A 17,379-nucleotide genomic window follows, 5' to 3' on the forward strand; every position below is an offset into this window, starting at 1 on the left:
TGTTGCGCCGGAGGTCCGCAAGGCTTTCCATAGCAACCATAAAGTCGTTCGCTTCGGAGACAGATGACCTCGGGCCAGCTTGTTCTTGAATGAACAAGAGTTGGCACGCGTGGATCTGTGTCCGCGAATTCAACAGCCGTTCATTTTAGCGCGCTCTCTTGACGCGCGACGGCGAAGCTTTGTCGAGGTCCTGGTAATGAGCCAGTTAGATCAACCACTGGAAACAGTCGGTCCGCTCGGGGGGCCGTCCCTTTTGATAGCCTCCGCAATCGCTCTGGGCCGTCTTGTCAGCAAACCGCGGACAGTCCTTCATGTCCTTTCATATTTCCGTCGACGTCTGACCGGGCGCACCAAGGCCGTTGGCAAGAATCTTCCTCTGTACGTCATCGATCTGTCGATGGCTCTCGCGGCGCTGTCATTCGCTTCTTTCATGCGGTTGGGCCTCGACGGCGACGTCAACAATCCTGAGAGCTTCCAGTCGCTGCTTTTCGCACTCCCTTGCTTCTTTCTCACCTGCGCCATCGTTTTCCCGGTGACTTGCCTCTACACCCGTAACTGGCGCTACGCGTCTATCGGCGACATGTTCGGGATCGTTCGCGCGGTGCTCGTTGCATCGCTGGCATTCGTGTTCGTGATGTTTGTAGCGACACGGCTCGATTCAATTCCCCGCTCGGTGATTGTGATCGAGGCACTCTTGCTGGTGCCCATGCTCATTTCGGTTCGGATCCGCTCCAAGCTCCTCGAGGTACGCCGATTTGGTCCGGCAGCGAGTAGAGCAGGCAATGGACGCGATATGGTACCGGTGTTGCTGGTTGGCGCAAGCGATGCGGCGGACCTCTACATTCGTGCTCTGCAGCGGGACCAGGATGCACGCCACTGGCCAGTCGGCCTGCTCGAAAGGGGCGCGACGACAGAAGGCTATTTCCTGAGGGGCGTGCCGGTTCTGGGCAGCATTGAAGACTTCGACGCGGTCGTCAGCGATCTTGAGGCTCGCGGCATCAAGCCCAGGCACGTGATCTTCACCGAAAGGATGCCTGGTCTCGTCGACCCGGCACTCGACGCGCTGATCGACCGGGCCGAACGGCTGGGCATCGCCGTTTCTCGCCCAGCCCCCGTCCTGGAGCTGCGCAATCCCAAACACGAGAATCGCTTCGAACTGCGCCCCATCGAACTTACCGACCTGCTGGAGCGGCCGCAGGCGGTGCTTGATAAAGGCGCGCTGTCCAGAATGATCGAAAACAGTCGCATCGTTGTCACCGGCGCCGGAGGCTCGATCGGCGGCGAGCTTACACAGCAGATTGCCGCGCTTGGTCCTGCCGAAGTGATCCTGATCGATAACAGCGAGTACAATCTCTACGCTATCGATCTGGAGCTGGCGGAGAAATTCCCGGGTGTGAGCCGGAAGCCATATATCTGTGACGTGCGCGACGCAGTTCGCCTGGGCGAGATTTTCCAACGGCATAAGATCGATCTGGTCTTCCATGCGGCGGCGCTCAAACATGTGCCGATGGTGGAGTTGAATCCCTGCGAGGGTATTCTTACCAACGTCATTGGTACGATGAACGTGGCGGAAGCGACCCGCCTCTGCGGCGCCAAGGCAATGGTCCAGATATCGACGGACAAGGTGGTGAACACGACAAGCGTCATGGGCGCCACCAAGCGTTTGGCTGAACTTTATTGCCAGTCCCTGGACCTCGCTTTTGTCCCGAGCGAAACCCCGGTCCGCTTCATGACTGTCCGCTTCGGCAATGTTCTGGGTTCAAGCGGGTCGCTGATCCCGCTGTTCAAGCGCCAACTCGCCCGCGGCGGTCCGCTGACCGTGACCGATATGGAGATGAAGCGCTTCTTCATGACGATAAGGGAGGCGGTCGAACTGACCTTGCAGGCATCGGCCCATGGCTTGGAAAAGAAACTTGGCCAAGGAGAAATCTTCGTTCTCGACATGGGCGCGCCGATCAAGATCATCGACATGGCGCGCCGCATGATCAAGCTCGCCGGGTATCGGCCCGATGAAGACATCAAGATCGAAATTGTCGGTTGCAGGCCTGGTGAAAAGCTGTTCGAGGAGCTTTTTGACGAGAGGGAAAGACGTGTCGACGTTCCGATTTCCGGGGTCTTGGGCGCCGTGCCCAACCCGGTGCCGCTTGACACGCTTCGCAAGGCATTTTCGCAATTGCGTCGCTCGGCCAGGGCTGGCGACACCGCGGGAGTGTTAGACCTTGTTGCCGAGCTCCTCCCCAGTTACCGGAGAGGGGAGGCAAAACCCGCGGCGGCCGCCTCGGCGTCATTCGTGCCTCATGTGATACGCGGTTCGGCCAAGGCGGCCATGCCTCCACGCGACGCTGCCGCCTGATGCCCGGCGGGAGCGTCGCCGTGCCAAGACATATCGCCTCGGTTCTGGCTGTCGCGCTGTCGTGCGGTACCGCACTCGCCGGAGAACCTCAACCGACTGTGGCCGAGGCGCGGGGCGCGATCGAGCGCGCGGGCACCTACTTCCGCGATCATCTCGGTGTAGCGGGAACCTATGTATGGAAATATTCGCTCGATGGCCTAAAAAGGGTGGGCGAAGGCGGTGCCGTGCCCGCGAGTGTTGGCTGGGTGCAGCCGCCTGGCACGCCGGCCGTCGGAGCTGCCTTCCTGCGCATTTTCGAAGTTACCGGCGACAAGCAATGGCTTCAGTCTGCCCAGGTCGTTGCAACGGCCCTGGTGAATACGCAGCTGGAGTCCGGCGGATGGTTCTACAAGATCGAGACCGACCCGCAAAAGGCGGCGACGTGGTGCTACCGCGCACTGAAGGTGGGCGGGAAGTCTTGTCACGATATCAAGGACAATCCGCATCGCAACGAGACCGTACTCGACGACAACAACACACAGAGCGTGCTGAATTTTCTGATGTGGTTCGACCGGGCGAGCGGCGGTTCGGATCCGGACGTGCGTACCTGCATCGACAAGGCACTCCGCCGACTGATGAAAGTCCAGTACCCGAATGGGGCCTTTCCAGTCTTCTTCACAGGAACCGCGCCTGGTGCGGACGTAGAGACAGCAGCCAAGGCGAGTATCCCCGCCAGTTGGTCTCACGAATGGCAGAAGCCTGACCGTCCGCCCTACTTCATCGTCAATGACAATCTTCCTCGCGATATGGGTCGTCTCTTTCTCAACGCCTACCGCACATATCGTGATCCAGCATATCTCAAGACAGCGGAGAAGGTCGGTGATTTTCTCCTTGCGGCCCAGCTGCCTGAGCCACAACAGGGCTGGGCTCAGGGTTACGATCGTTCGATGCAGCCAGTATGGGGCCGCAAGTTCGAGCCGCCAGGCGTCGTCTCGCGCGAAACCGCCGGCAATATCGATTACCTGATCGAGTTGAACGAACAGGACAAGGATGCGCGGTTGCTTGACGCGGCGGTGTCCGCGGCCACCTGGCTGAAAGCGGCGCGCCTGCCCGATGGCAAATGGGCACGTTTCTACGAACTCAACACCAATCGGCCGCTTTACATTGATGATGGCGGCAAGGTGACCTTCGATTACAAGAACCTCTGGCAACACTACGGCATGAAAACCGGTGCCGAGATTGAGCCGGTTTTCGCCCGGCTGGAGCTTGCCAAGCGTGGCTTGACAGCTTCCCATCAACGGCTGTGGATCAGTGCCGCGGATGAGTTGAGCGCTGACGAACTGAGTTCGAAGGTGCGTCAACTCATCGATAGCCAGGATGCCCAGGGACGCTGGGTTGTTGGTCGGCTTATCCAGGGAGAAGACTTTGTCGACGGCGTGTTCGCTCTCGCTCGTTTCATCTCCCCGGAAGCGTCACCATCGGGCAAGTAGTCTCTGCACGTCGCTCGCTCTTGCTGATCCTGATCCAGCTCTTCCGTCAGCGTCGATTTGACCTTGTGAACTCGGCAAGCTCAGTTGGTGTGCCTCAGATCGGTCTGCGTTGGGGAGGCTGCAAACGAGCCCGCTCGGAGCGAGCACGACGAAGGAAGCGGGCGACCGATCTTGGGGCTGGGCCGTCGCGCAAAATCGCAACACTGGGCGCTATCCCAAGCAGGAGGGGCACGACAAAAAAACGACCGTAAAGATGCGGCAGCGCATTGGCCAACGCTGCGAAGAGGAGGACCGTCGCCAGCGTGCAAATGGCGGCTATTCGTCCTTCGCGAAGCCGGGCAGCGAGCATCCCGACGATTATGCCGGCGACCAGCAGGAGCAGAAAGCCGATCAACCCAGGCAGCCCCGCCTCGACCCATATCAAGAGAAAGGTGTTGTGGACAGGAGCATGCAGTTCGCTGACCAGTCGATACTGGTCAGCACCGATGCCGAGCAGCGAATTGTTGTCCGCTTTGCCAATGGCCTCATTGATAAGCCGCATACGGTCCGCAAACGTGCCAGCCTCATCGATGTTGCCATTCTGCAAGGCATTCAAAACACGGCGTTGGAAGACGGCTGGCAGGAAGTCGCGGCCCCACGTGATGACGATAAAGAACGTGGCCAGCGACGATCCCGCCAGCAAGATGATCCGGCGCCACGACCCCGTCATGACAACGAAGACGGTGAGCGCGAAGACGAGACCAATCAGGCCGGTGTTGGATCCAGTCAGAACAATGCCATACGCAAAGAGCGGCACTCCGATCCAGGCCCAGCGAGGCCGCGCGCATCCCGAGGCCACCATCCACAACAACAGGGGAACCGCTAGTGCAATCAGCGACGCACACTCGTTTTCGCGTTCGACCCAGCCGATAAAACGGCCATTGCCGCTGACGAAACTCGAGCCTTGTCCCTTCAGGACGTCGATCACCACTATTCCCTGCAGGCACATCAAGGCGATCGAGCAGGTAAACGCCTTTATCAAGAGAACGGTTTCGGCCCAGGGGCGCGAAACGAGCATGAAGGCCAGGAGAAAGTAGGCGTACAGATATTGCGCCGAGATGACGAAGCCTCGCCCTGGATCTCCGACGACGAGGCTGCTCAGCAGCAGCATGCCACACAACAGCGCGATCCCGGCGTTCCACAGAAGCGTCCCTGCTGCCAAGGGGGCGAGCGGAAAGGATTTCCCGAGCACCATCGCCAAGACAGCCGCCAGAGCGAAGGCATCGCTGGCGGTAAAGTAGAATGTGTCGACACGCAGGATGTTGAAGGGAGCGAGGAAAACGGACGCGGCGGCCAACCAGAGTCCGATTCTCCCAGTCACCTTTGGCAAGGGCGGGGCAGCCGGCCTGCGGTCGGGCTTTGCCCAGTACCCGCGAGGAGTCCCGGCGTGATTCATCCTCACTCCTGAAATCTACTTGAGGCTTCTTTTCACCAGCCTCATGGACATGCAATTCGGTGTATCTGCCAAGATGGGCCCCTGGCCAACCACGCTATCCTTTCGGATAATTCCGTTGCCGCGACTAAGCCTCTTGAACGCGCTCGCGTCAGCGCATCCATGGTAAAAACTTGTCGCTTGGGTTGGCTCTCCAAACTCGGCTTTGGAAGACCGGTGAGACCGACGAGGATAAATCTAAGGGGCGTGATCTGTGAGCTTGATCGACGAAAACAGCGTGTGGAACCGACTGGGACCATTCCTTCAGGATTCGTCCGAGCCATTGGAGGAACGAACATTCGGCGTTCGGGAGCTCTACAATCTCTTCCGCAGACGCCTCCCCTTGATCATTGCGATCATCATTGCCGGGACCGCCCTTGCGCTTGTCACCGCCCTCGAACTTCCCAAGACGTATACGGCTCGTTCCATGATCGTTGTCGAAACCGACAACCCCAATCCTCTCGACACCGCGCAGGCGCAGCCGAACCAGCAGCCCGACAAGTCGCGGATGGACACCGAGGCGGATTTGATCACCTCTCGCGTATTTGCCAGCCTGGTTGTCGACAGGCTCGACCTCATCGAGGATCCTGACTTCAACACCTATCTGCCGCCGGCCACAGCCGGTGGAACTTCGGGCGCTGGGCTGCTGTCGCAGGCCGTTGGCTTGATCGCCTCGATACCGCAAAAGATGTTCGCTCTCGTCACCGGCGGCAACACACAGGATACGTCTCTCCCGCCCAAGGCTGTTCAGCAGGACCGGGCGATTTCGTTGTACCTGGCGAGCCTGTCGGTTGACCGTTCCGGCGAAAGCGCGGCGATGACAATCTCGTTCGTCAACGACGACGCAGCGACCGCGGCCAAGATAGCCAATGCAACGGCCAGGCTGTTCGTGGAATGGTCTCGTGACAACAAGCGGCAGGACATCAAGGACGCCGTCGGCTTTTTGAGACAGCAATCGACCGAGGTTGCGTCACGGATTGCCGCGATCGAAGGCCAGATCGCCAAATACGCGAATGAACATGGTGTCTCCAGCGATCCGCGCGATGATCTGCTGCGCGCCTCGATCCAGCAAGCCAATGAGCAGCTCAGCACCGCGAGAGGTGAGTACACGCAAGCGCAAGCGCGCCTCGCCCAGGTCAGGCTTGCGGCCAAGACTGGCGACACCGGGGCCAACGTCGATCCCTTGCTCTCGTCGGATTTTCTGACGTCGTTGCGCAACGACGAAGCGACCGCGATGAGGGACCGCGCGCAACTGGCCAGCAACTACGGTCGAAATCATCCGTTGGTCCAGGAGGCCGATGCAAAGATAGCGGCCGTCCGTGCGATGATTTCTCAAGAGATGCTGCGCACGATTGCCATCCTGGAAAATGACGTGCGTGTCGACGAGGGCCGGGTGGATCAGCTCACCAAGAGCCTGGAGGCTTCCAACGAAGAACTGCGCCAAAGGAGCCTGGCGGAAGCAAAGCTGCGTGAGCTCAACAACAACCTGACAACCGAGCAAAAGCTCTACGACCTCGTGTCCGGCAGGCTCGGCAGCCTCGATCCGTTTTCCGAAGCGGTCGCGCCTGGTGTGCGCACCGTCTCCGCGGCAGAGATCCCGACGAGTCCCTCCTTTCCAAAGCTTCGTTTGATGGTTGCGGGCGGTTTCACCGCATCGCTTGTCCTGGCCTTGATTCTTGTGCTGACCCTCGAAAGCATGGATGTGCGGGTACGGGATTCGCGACGGGTATCGAAGCTGATCCGCGCTCCCCTTCTGGCGTCAATTCCGCAGTTGCCCCAGAAGTTCCTGCAACGCACCCTGCCGCCTCTGGAAACCTTGCTATCACAACCGCGGTCGGCTTTTTCCGACGCGTTCCGATCGCTTTACGGTGCCTGCACCCGGATGAACGGCGGGCGAGGCAAACATGTTATCCTGGTCAGCTCCGGCTTGCCGCAGGAAGGCAAGACAACGACGGCAATGGGCCTTGCCATGGCAGCTGGAATGGACGGCGCCCTGACAGCGCTGATCGATCTGGACCTGCGGACCCGCAGCCTCCACGGCGCCATGAGGCTTGGCTCCGCCAGCAAGACACTCAACGACTATCTGAACGGTGATTGCGCTCTGGCGGAAATCGTTCAGACGCTCCCTGAAATTCCGCAACTGGATGTGCTGGCGCCATCCGCCGACGACCTGACTTCGCCTGAATTGCTCAACTCCAGCCAACTCGCCAAGTTGCTGGAGGCATTCCGGTTCGAGTACGACGTGGTGATCATCGATGCACCGCCCGTGCTCTTTGTCGAAGACGCAATCAGGATTGCTGCCTCGGTGGACACCATCGTGGTCGTGGCCGCATGCGACAGCACCACGCAAGAGGCTCTATCCCAGGTTGTCGAGCGCCTGCGGTTCGCCGGCGGCCCATCGATCGGCTGGGTGTTGAATCGGGTCGACCCTTTCCAACTGGCCCGTGGCGCCCTGCGGAAGGCCTATATGAGACGGCAGCAGATAAAGCGCTATTTCCCCGCTTGATTGTCGGTGACTGTCGATGGCCGCGTAGCCGATCGCGCTCGACCGGCTATATTCCCATAGCCTCGAGCAAGGTATGGTTCACCTTGTGAACGTCGAAGCGTTCTTCCGCGAGCTTTCTTGAATTGGCGCCCATTTTTGCGGCGAGATGCTCATCTTCAAGAAAAGCCCGCTGCGCCGAGGCGAGAGCATCTACATCTCGCGGCTCGACCCGAAAACCGTTCTCACCGTCGATGACCGTTTCCTGACAGCCAGGCGCGTTGGTCGTGATTATTGGCCGGCCTGTCGACAAGGCCTCCAGCGCGCTGCGGGGGATGCCCTCCCGGTAGTAGGAAGGCAACACAAACACCGTGGATGCAGTCAGATAGGGGCCGACATCGTGTGTTTCGCCGAGATATTCCACGGCGCCTTCCTTTGTCCACTCATCCATTTCGGCCTTCGAGATTGAGAGAGGGCTGGGATCGAACGGTCCGAGGATCTGGAAACGGGCGGTACGGTACCTGGTCTTCAGGATGCGCGCGGCGGCGGCAAACTCGGCAATCCCCTTCTCGCGAAGCAGGCGAGCAATCAGAAGGAAGACGGGAGGTCCCGACGGTGGACGGCTGGCGGCAAACAGCGTCAGGTCCACTCCTGAGCCTGGAACCATGATCACCGGCGTCGTCGCAGAGACCATCCCATGGCGCCTGATGTCGGAAGCGTCGGCATCGTTGTAAGCGAAAACAGCTTCGCAGCCGACAAGAGCCGAGCGGTAGAGACCAATGCTCAACCAGCGCAGAACAGTTGCGCGCAGTCCCGTCATGCTGCCGCTGAATATGAAGCCGAACCCGGTAAAGAGTGCAAACCGCCGAGGTACTCCGGCAAGGCGGGCAGCCAGCCCACCATAGATGATCGGCTTCATCGTGTAGGCCAGGACGATGTCCGGGGCCAAGCGGCGCATCAGCCTGTAGAGCGCCTTGAGCGTTCGCAGATCGGCCAGCGGATTTGTACCTGCCCTGGCCATCGGAATTCGCCGGAAGGTCACGCCAATTTCCTGGAGCTTGGCGATCGCTTGTTCATCCGCATCCGGGGCCAGCGTGATGACGTCATGCCCCGCGGCGACCATGGCTTTAAGCAGCTCGATGCGAAAGTTGACAAGCGAACGCGTCAGGCTCGCCACCACGACGATCCGCTTGCGGCGCGTCGCATTGTCGGCGGCGGACGGCGGATGATCTCGGCCATTCATATGCACAGCAACCACCAATTGCTCCTATCGATCCGGGATATGGTGACGGCGCGCCAGAGCCGCGTCGTAGAGTTCCAGGTGCCGACCGACGTAAAGCGGAAGAGAGAAGTTCTCCATGACGCGGCGACGGGCTTGCTGACCCAAAGCGCGACGGTCGGCCGGCTCAAGCTTGACAAGCCTGATCAATCCCGCGGCCAGTGCGTCACTATCCCCTGGCGGAACGACCACTCCGCTGTCGCCGACCAGCCAGCCGGAGTCGCCGACCTCCGTAACCACCGCCGGCACGCCACTCGCCATCGCCTCGCCCGCGGCAAGGGAAAAGGCCTCGCCCCAAGCCGAGCAAAGCGCATAGACATCGAAGCCCGGCATGAGGTCGGCGATGTCACCGCGAATGCCCGGCGTTGTAATACGGTCGTCTATGCCGAGCTCGCGGGCGGCTAGCCGCACCGGGCCGTCGGTATGTCCGTCTCCGATAAACACGCCCTGAACGTCGTGCCCCAGCGCCAGCAGACGGCCGATGGCCCGGACCAGGCTGACCTGGTCCTTCATGGGATGAAAGCGTGCCACATGTCCGATTATCAGCCGTCCGGGCGGCAAACCGAACAGGTGGCGCAGCTTCGCGCCGGCGTCGGCCGAGGGAGAAAACTGATCACAATCGGTCCCGTTCGGGATGACCACCCTGCGGCGCGGATCAAAGCCCAGACGCTCGTGATCGGCAGCGGCGACGCGTGAGCAATATGAGATCGCGCTGGTGCGACTCGACAGACAGGCCGAAAGCCGGATCAGCTGGCGCGTCAACGGTTTCTCGTCGGCGAGATCGCGAATTGTGTGGTGGATGCTCCAGATCACCGGTGAGAAATTGAGCCCTAGCACCGAGCCGAGCATTGCCGCGACGTTGCCATGATACATCCAGCCGTGAAGGAGATCGGGCGCCGCCCTGCTTATCGACCGTGTCAGCCGAACGACATCGCCTGGACGCGGCCGTTCCGCCATGTCCAGCGAAATGACCTTGGATTTTGTATGCTCCACCTGTGCGGCCAACGGTCCAGGAGAAAGCAGGGACAGAACCGAAGACGAGAAGCGATCTTGGTCGAGCTTGCCTAGAAAACGGGCAAGCATGATCTCGGCACCGCCGACGTTGAGACCGGTTATTGTGTGAAGAACACTCGTGTGCACGGAAGCTTCCCAGCTGTCTGCAACGCTACGCCAAGAGGAAGCGTTCAATCGGCCGACGGTACCCAGCCGCACCATACGTTGGTTGCGACTCACATCCAGTTGGCCAAATTGGGTGGGCACGAGACCGAAATTTGTCACCGCTTCACCAAAGGTATGACTCATTGCGTTCGCGCAGGTGTCGCTAGGGTCTTTCACAGGAAATTTGTGTGGCGGGCTGCTATGGGATCTTGTTGCAATGCCGGGTGGAGCGGGCGGCCGATAGGCGCCTGGACCAGTACATTCGTCGCGAAAGCGTTGGGGCACGCAGGGATTGCGGTTTTCGCGATTGCGGCGATCCTTGCGGGTTCCCAGATTGCTGCCTGGGCCGCCGCCAGCGATGACTACAAGCTTTCGGTCGGCGACGTAGTGTCGTTTGACTTCATTGACGATACGCTTCCTGCCGAACAGCTGACAGTGGCCAGCGATGGCGCCGTGATTATTCCGCTGATCGGCAGTTTCGAGGTCGCCGGCCTGACAGTGCCGGAAGCCCTGGGCCAGATTCGCAAGACCTTCATTGACCGTCAGTTCTTCAACGATCCCCGGATCTCCTTGGCGGTGGTGAGCTTCCGTCCGATTTTCGTCCTTGGGGATGTCAAGGCGCCAGGCTCTTTTCCTTACCAGCCAGCACTGAATGTCGAGCAGGCGGTGGCGCTTGCCGGCGGCCAGTCGACAGGCGGAGCCACTGCCGAGGACCGCGTGGTGACGCGCGCCCGGCTGCGCGGAACCCTTGATGAGAGCGTGGTGCAGATCGCCAAGGAAGCGATCGCCGCGGCGCGCATCAAGGCTCAATTGGCAAACAGCGACAAGATCTCGGAACTGGATCTGCCGGCCAAGATCAAAGGCCTCATGAATGCCAATCTGATCGCAACGCTGCTTCCTACGGAGCAGCGCATCCTTGAAACGGATCAACACGCGCTGAGCACACGTCGCAAGCAGCTCTCGGAGGGGATCGACGAAGTGAACGTCGCCCTCGCCAATGTTCAACAGCTTTCGGACATCCAGAAGACGGTGATCGCTTCGGCGCAAGCCGATCTCGATCGCATCAGGGCCCTCAACAAGAAAGGTCTCGTCACAATTACAGACCTCTCCAACGCCGAGCGCGAGGCCACCACGCAGCAGTCGCATCTGCTTGAAATCTACAATCAGGCGTCGACCGTGCGCCGAGAATTGAGCCAGTTGCAACGTGACCTGGACGATGCCACCCAGACCTGGACGCACACGGCACTGACGGATCTTCAAGCCCACAACTCTGAAATCGAACGCCTGATCGCGGTCCGCGAGTCGACGGAGGAACAGATCCTGCTGTTGAGCTCACTGGCGGCGGAGCAGACACGCACCAACAACACCATCGCGTTCACGTACCAGATCCGCCGCAAGGTAAATGGCCAGACCGCCACGAAGGTTGTGACCCTCGACGACCCGGTTGCGGCCGGAGACACGATCCTGGTGTCAATAAACCGGCTGGACGGTGCCTTGGACATGGCAAACCGTCTGGACGCGACCGTGGCGGCCACCCCATCCACCGTCCAGGTCGGACCGACGCAATGATCGGCCTGAGCAACCCGATAGCCCGTTCCGCCGACTGGGCTGCGCGAGTGCCGCTCGGCCGGGCGCTGCCCAGCCGGATTGCTTCGGTGGTGCTTTTGGTTCTCAGCCTGCCGCTATGGATCGTGGCTGCCGCTATAGTCTGGGCGAGTCTGGGCCGTCCACTGTTTTTCCGCCAGTCCCGCAGCGGGCTGGGAGCTCGCCCCTTCGTGATCTGCAAGTTTCGCACGATGCATGAGGGGCGAGATGTGGATGGCGCGCTGCTCCCTGACGCCTTGCGTGAGACTCCAGCCACGCGGCTCATGCGCTCCATACGCATCGATGAGCTGCCGCAACTTCTCTCTATAGCCAGAGGCGACATGGCCTTCATCGGGCCGCGCCCGTTGCTCCCGGCCACTATCGCCGAGTTCGGCGAGCTGGGGCGTATTCGTGGCACGGTCCGTCCCGGCTTGTCGGGATGGGCGCAGGTGAACGGCAACACCCGCCTCACCAACAGCGAGAAGCTGGCGCTTGACCTCTGGTATGTGCGCAACCGCAGCCTGTGGCTCGATCTGCGCATTCTGGTCCTGACCGTGCAAGTCGCGCTGTTGGGCGAACGCGTCGACCGCCGCCATGTCGACCACGCAGTGAAGGCGATGCCCGCCGGGACGGTTCGGTCATGAGCCCTGCCCTGGGTCGAGTTCTGGTGATCGCGCCGCATCCGGACGATGAGGTCCTGGGGTGTGGCGGCACGATGGCCCGGGTGGCCGCACAAGGCGGGGAAGTCCATGTTGCCGTGGTTACGCGAGGCTGCCCACCGGCCTTCACCGAGGAGATGACGCAACGGGTTCGCGGTGAGGCGACGGCGGCCCATACCTATTTGGGCGTACGCCAGACGCACTGGCTTGATCTGCCGGCAGCCCAGATCGCCGAGACGCCGCACACGACCCTCAACACGGCGCTGCAGACCCTGTTGCGGGAGGTCATGCCGGACACGCTGCTTATCCCCTTCGTCGGCGATGTGCACATGGACCACCAGCTGATCTTCCTGTCGTCACTGGTAGCGGCTCGTCCCGTCCAAGCCCAATACCCGCGGACGATCATGGCTTACGAGACCGTGTCCGAGACGAACTGGAATGCACCCTATGTGACGCCGAGTTTCGTGCCGAACGTCTTCATGGACATCGAAGCCACGCTCGCCCGCAAACTCGAAGCCGCGTCGATGTTCGCCTCGCAGATAAAGGCCTTCCCGCACGAGCGCTCGATCGAAACCTTGCGGGCGCTGGCGATTGTCAGGGGCACCGCCGTCCATTTGAGGGCGGCCGAGGCCTTCGTCCTTTTGAGAAATGTCATCTGAGTTCTAGCTGGAGTGTTCCAAGATGAAACGCTGGCCAATCTATGACGAAGAGCAGATAGCCGATGTGGTCGAGGTTCTGCGATCGGGCCGGGTGAACGCCTGGACAGGCGACCATGTGAAGACCTTCGAACGAGCCTATGCACGCAGCCTCGGCCGACGTCATGCGGTGGCGCTGGCCAATGGCTCGCTCGCGCTGGATCTTGCCATGAAAATCCTCCACATCGGCGCCGGCGACGAGGTCATCGTGACGCCCCGCAGTTTCGTCGCCTCCGCTGCTTGCGTCATGTTTGCCGGCGCAACACCTGTTTTCGCGGATGTCGATCCGATCTCGGGCAACCTCTCGGCTGAAACGATCGCACCGAAGATAACGGCGCGAACGAAGGCCGTCATTGTCGTGCACATCGCCGGGTGGCCATGCGACATGGCGCCGATCATGGCACTTGCAAAGCGCAGCGGCATCAAGGTCATCGAGGATTGCGCCCAGGCGCATGGAGCCGAATACAACGGACGACCAATCGGCTCCTTCGGCGACATTGCGGCGTTTTCGTTCTGCCAGGACAAGATCATCACGACCGGCGGCGAGGGTGGGCTTGTCGCAATGGACGACAGGAAATTGTGGCTCGCCGCCTGGAGCCTCAAGGATCACGGCAAGAACTACAATCTGGTCTTTGCCCCACATCGGGCGACCGGGTTTCGCTGGCTGCATGACAGCATCGGCACCAACTGGCGCATGACATCGATCCAGGCCGTGCTCGGCTTGCGGCAACTCGAACGCCTGCCCGACTGGGTTCGTCAGCGCGAGCAAAATGCCGACATCTGGTTGAGGACGCTTGCCGATCTGCCGATGCTGCGCGCGCCCCGGCTCGATCCGGCGCACCGGCATGCCTGGTATCGATGCTATTTCTATATCAAGCCGGAGATGCTCTCCTCGGGATGGTCGCGTGACGAGCTGATCGCGGCCATCAATGCGGCAGGCGTTCCATGCTTCTCGGGAAGCTGCTCCGAGATCTATCTGGAACATGCCTTCGCGGATGCCGGCGTGGCACCTCCCGAACGTCTTCCGGTCGCGCGCCAGCTCGGGGAAACAAGCATAGCCTTCCTGGTCGACCCGTCCTGGACGACCGAGGAGACGACGGCGGCGGCATCGACGGCGCGATCCATCCTGGTAGGGGCCGCTCGCCAGCTCGAGGCGGCATGATGAACGAGCATGCGATCAGGAAAGATAGAGACGTTCCAGCGTCTTCCCTTGGAGAGCTGAGAATCGTGACGACTTCGGCATTGCAGAACCTTGCCCTTCCCAAGGCAGGCAATACGCTGCTCGGGTTCGAATTGCCGATCGAGGTCCGGCTTTATCAGCAGATGATGCTCATCCGGCTCGTCGAGGAGCGCTTGCTCGATCTTTTTTCCCAGGGGCTCCTGTTCGGCACGACGCACACGTCCATTGGACAGGAAGCCAATGCGGTGGGGGTGGTGAACGCCCTCGACCGGGACCGCGATATTATTTGGAGCAACCACCGCTGCCATGGTCATTTCATTGCCTATTCGGGCGAAGTCGAAGGCCTGATAGCCGAGATCATGGGGCGAGTGACAGGCATTTGCGGGGGACGCGGCGGCAGTCAGCATCTGTGTTTCCGCAACTTCCACTCAAATGGCATCCAGGGGGGCATAGCGCCCGTGGCGGTTGGCAGCGCGCTGGCGCGAAAGGACGAGGGCGCTGTCGCGGTGGTCTTCCTGGGCGATGGCACGATGGGTGAGGGAGCCGTTTACGAGAGCTTGAACCTCGCCGCCATTTTCGGTGCCCCAGTCCTTTTTGTGATCGAGGACAACGAAATCGCGCAAACGACGCCCAAGAATCTGACCGTCTCCGGTTCGATCGTCGCCAGGGCCGAACCGTTCGGTATCCGCAGCTTCGCCTATGATGGCAACGATCCGGTCGAGATATGCGAGCTTGCCCAAGAGGCGGTAAGCTATGTCCGCGCCGAATCCCGCCCCTGCTGGCTCTATTTGCGAACCGAACGGATTGGTCCGCACAGCAAGGGAGATGACACTCGGCCAGCCTTGCGCCTCGAGCAAGCTCGAGCCAGGGATCCGATCCCCCCGATGCGCCGGCGCGTCGCGAACTTCGAGGAGATCGACGCCTTTTGTCGATCTGTCGTGGACCGCGCGGTCGAATCCGCCGCCGCTGCTGCCATGGCGCGAGGCTGACCCATGCGTGTCGTCGAGTCGATCAATCGCGCGCTTCACGATCTCATGGAAGCCAACCTGCGCCTGGTGATACTGGGCGAGGACATTATCGATCCCTATGGCGGCGCATTCAAAGTCACCAAGGGACTTTCCTCGGCCTATCGGGATCGTGTCTGGACCACGCCGATCAGCGAGGGTAGCATTGTCGGCATGGCGGCTGGGCTGGCCCTCAAAGGCAGGCCCGCGATCGTCGAGCTGATGTTCGGAGATTTCATCGCCCTTGCCGCCGACCAGATCATCAATCACGCTGCCAAGTTCCGCTGGATGTATAACGATCAGGTTGAGGTCCCCATCATTATCCGCGCTCCCATGGGTGGGCGGCGCGGCTACGGGCCGACGCACTCGCAAAGTCTGGAAAAGCATTTTTGCGGCGTGCCCGGCCTTACAGTGCTTGCCACGCATGAGTATGCGGATCCGGGTGCGCTATTGCATCGGGCCTTCGCTTCCCGATCCCCTCACCTGATCATCGAAAACAAGGTCATGTATTCGAGGCCCGTGCTCGGCGCGGCCGCGCTTCCACGTCCTCCGGATGCAGACATCGTGATCCTGACTTATGGGGGTTGCGTCGAGCACGCGGTTGCGGCCGCAAACAAGCTCTCTGAAGAGGAAGAAATCGCGACCGCCGTGGTGGCCGTTGAACAGCTGTCGCCATTTCCTGGCGAGGATATCCTGAGCCAGGTCGGCAATTGCAGCCGCGTTATCGCCGTGGAGGAAGGCTCTCCCGGCTGGGGCTTCGCATCCGAATGCGCCCGAGCCCTGATCGGCCGGGTCAAGCACTTCAGCGCATTGGCCGGACCGGATCACCCCATTCCCTCCAGCCGCGAATGGGAGGACGATCTGCTGCCGGGTGTGAACGCCATCCAGGCGGCCTGCATCGATCTGTTCACGAGAGGCTAAGCGTTCATGAGTGTGCTTGTCGAAGCCCCGCGGGTTAACGCCAACGAGGACAATCTTCAGCTGATCGAGATCAGGGTCGTGCAGGGTGAGAGGGTCGAGGAAGGGGCTATTCTCTTCGTCCTCGAGACCACGAAGGCCGCGGTTGAGGTTTATGCTCCGGAGGCAGGGATTATCGGCCGGCTCGACAGCAAGGTCGGTGACTTCGTCACTGTCGGCGCGGTGCTGTGCGAAATCGTCGACGAAAATGCGAATGCCGCATCCGGTACGACCAGCACGGCCAATGTCGGCGTCAACGAGATCGCGATAACGGCCAAAGCCCGCAAGGCCGCGTCCGAGCTTGGGATCGACCTTGCGGATGTCAGTCCCTCCAACGGCCGCATCGGCGAAGCCGAGGTGCGCGCGGCGGCCGGCCGCCGATCCGGGGCCATGGTGGCAGGACCGGACGAGTTCCAGCCCGTCATTCCTTCCGGGTCCACGCGGCGGGCCGTCATCATCGGTGGCGGCGGCCACGCCGCCTGTCTGATCGATGCCCTCGATGGATCCGGATACGACATCCTCGGCTGCACCGATCACGCTCTGCCTGTTGGGCAGCACGTCTGCGGCGGCATTTCGGTGATCGGTACGGAAGAGTGCCTGGAGCGTTTGCTCGCCGAGGGCACGCGCTACGCCTTCATCGGCATCGGGGGTGCGCAGTCAAGCGAGGTGAGGCGGGCGATGTTTGAACGCGCCCTGGCCATGGGCTTCGTTCTGCCGCCTGTGATCCACCCTTCCGCGATCGTCTCCAAGGCAACCAGGATCGGACATGGCTGTCATATTCTGGCCGGCGCGAGCATCGGTCCGCGCTGTACGATCGGCAACAACGTCATCGTCAACCAGGGAAGCATAGTCTGCCACGATAGCATCGTGCAGGACAGTGCGCACCTGACCCCGGGCGCCATCCTCGCCGGCGGCGTGAGCGTCGGAGCGAGGACTGTCGTGGGAATGGGCGCAACCGTGCTGCTGGGCGTCCAGATCGGCGCCGACTGCCTGATCCACAACGGCGCGCACATCAGCGCCAACGTCGGAGACAATACCATCGTTGACGCTCAGGGTCGCCGACACCTCCGCTAGTGCCTGTCGAGGCG

General features: G+C 61.1%; 13 protein-coding genes. 10 read left to right on the plus strand and 3 right to left on the minus strand.

Annotated features, from left to right (window positions below; all coding sequences use genetic code 11):
* Positions 1-196: 196 nt before the first annotated feature.
* Together BLS48_RS23020 and BLS48_RS23025 are read left to right on the plus strand one after the other, a co-directional pair.
* Positions 197-2,353, plus strand: a complete 2,157-nt coding sequence (locus BLS48_RS23020; protein WP_091582572.1) for a nucleoside-diphosphate sugar epimerase/dehydratase — start codon at positions 197-199, stop codon at positions 2,351-2,353.
* Positions 2,354-2,373: 20 nt separating this feature from the next.
* Complete coding sequence (locus BLS48_RS23025) at positions 2,374-3,822, plus strand: hypothetical protein (protein WP_167365211.1); 1,449 nt, start codon at positions 2,374-2,376, stop codon at positions 3,820-3,822.
* Positions 3,823-3,916: 94 nt separating this feature from the next.
* Here BLS48_RS23025 and BLS48_RS23030 read toward each other — a convergent pair whose 3' ends face one another.
* A complete protein-coding gene (locus BLS48_RS23030) occupies positions 3,917-5,158 on the minus strand; it encodes an O-antigen ligase family protein (RefSeq protein ID WP_167365212.1) in 1,242 nt (413 codons plus the stop codon).
* A 349-nt stretch (positions 5,159-5,507) separates the two neighbouring features.
* Here BLS48_RS23030 and BLS48_RS23035 point away from each other — a divergent pair, with 349 nt between their 5' ends.
* Positions 5,508-7,799, plus strand: coding sequence for a GumC family protein (locus BLS48_RS23035; RefSeq protein WP_091582583.1), 2,292 nt, complete (start codon positions 5,508-5,510; stop codon positions 7,797-7,799).
* 46 nt (positions 7,800-7,845) lie between these two features.
* On the opposite strand, the gene BLS48_RS23040 is transcribed toward BLS48_RS23035, so the two are convergent.
* Both BLS48_RS23040 and BLS48_RS35095 read right to left on the minus strand, forming a co-directional pair.
* Positions 7,846-9,018, minus strand: a complete 1,173-nt coding sequence (locus BLS48_RS23040) for a glycosyltransferase family 4 protein (protein ID WP_091582586.1) — start codon at positions 9,016-9,018, stop codon at positions 7,846-7,848.
* A gap of 24 nt (positions 9,019-9,042) precedes the next feature.
* Complete coding sequence (locus tag BLS48_RS35095) at positions 9,043-10,356, minus strand: glycosyltransferase (RefSeq protein WP_143019476.1); 1,314 nt, start codon at positions 10,354-10,356, stop codon at positions 9,043-9,045.
* Positions 10,357-10,488: 132 nt separating this feature from the next.
* On the opposite strand from BLS48_RS35095, the gene BLS48_RS23060 reads away from it, so the two are divergent.
* The 7 genes from BLS48_RS23060 to BLS48_RS23090 are packed head-to-tail and all read left to right on the plus strand — an operon-like array spanning position 10,489 to position 17,365.
* The gene (locus BLS48_RS23060; protein WP_167365213.1) at positions 10,489-11,781 is read left to right on the plus strand and encodes a polysaccharide biosynthesis/export family protein; all 1,293 of its coding nucleotides are present in this window, start codon (positions 10,489-10,491) and stop codon (positions 11,779-11,781) included.
* Positions 11,778-12,440 carry a sugar transferase gene (locus BLS48_RS23065; protein ID WP_091582598.1) on the plus strand — a complete coding sequence of 221 codons (663 nt, stop codon included), beginning with the start codon at positions 11,778-11,780 and terminating at the stop codon, positions 12,438-12,440. The genes BLS48_RS23060 and BLS48_RS23065 overlap by 4 nt, the downstream gene beginning before the upstream one ends.
* On the plus strand, positions 12,437-13,114 hold the full coding sequence (locus BLS48_RS23070) for a PIG-L deacetylase family protein (protein WP_091582601.1): 678 nt from the start codon (positions 12,437-12,439) through the stop codon (positions 13,112-13,114). Before BLS48_RS23065 ends, BLS48_RS23070 begins: the two co-directional genes overlap by 4 nt.
* A gap of 22 nt (positions 13,115-13,136) precedes the next feature.
* Entirely contained in the window at positions 13,137-14,312 is a 1,176-nt protein-coding gene (locus tag BLS48_RS23075) for a DegT/DnrJ/EryC1/StrS family aminotransferase (protein WP_091582604.1), read from the plus strand.
* Entirely contained in the window at positions 14,312-15,319 is a 1,008-nt protein-coding gene (locus BLS48_RS23080) for a thiamine pyrophosphate-dependent dehydrogenase E1 component subunit alpha (RefSeq protein ID WP_208604661.1), read from the plus strand. Before BLS48_RS23075 ends, BLS48_RS23080 begins: the two co-directional genes overlap by 1 nt.
* 3 nt (positions 15,320-15,322) lie before the next feature.
* Entirely contained in the window at positions 15,323-16,255 is a 933-nt protein-coding gene (locus BLS48_RS23085; protein ID WP_091582611.1) for an alpha-ketoacid dehydrogenase subunit beta, read from the plus strand.
* Between the two features lie 6 nt (positions 16,256-16,261).
* The gene (locus tag BLS48_RS23090; RefSeq protein ID WP_091582614.1) at positions 16,262-17,365 is read left to right on the plus strand and encodes a NeuD/PglB/VioB family sugar acetyltransferase; all 1,104 of its coding nucleotides are present in this window, start codon (positions 16,262-16,264) and stop codon (positions 17,363-17,365) included.
* Positions 17,366-17,379: the final 14 nt, after the last annotated feature.

The sequence above is a fragment of the Mesorhizobium qingshengii genome, from assembly GCF_900103325.1.
Lineage (GTDB): Bacteria > Pseudomonadota > Alphaproteobacteria > Rhizobiales > Rhizobiaceae > Mesorhizobium > Mesorhizobium qingshengii.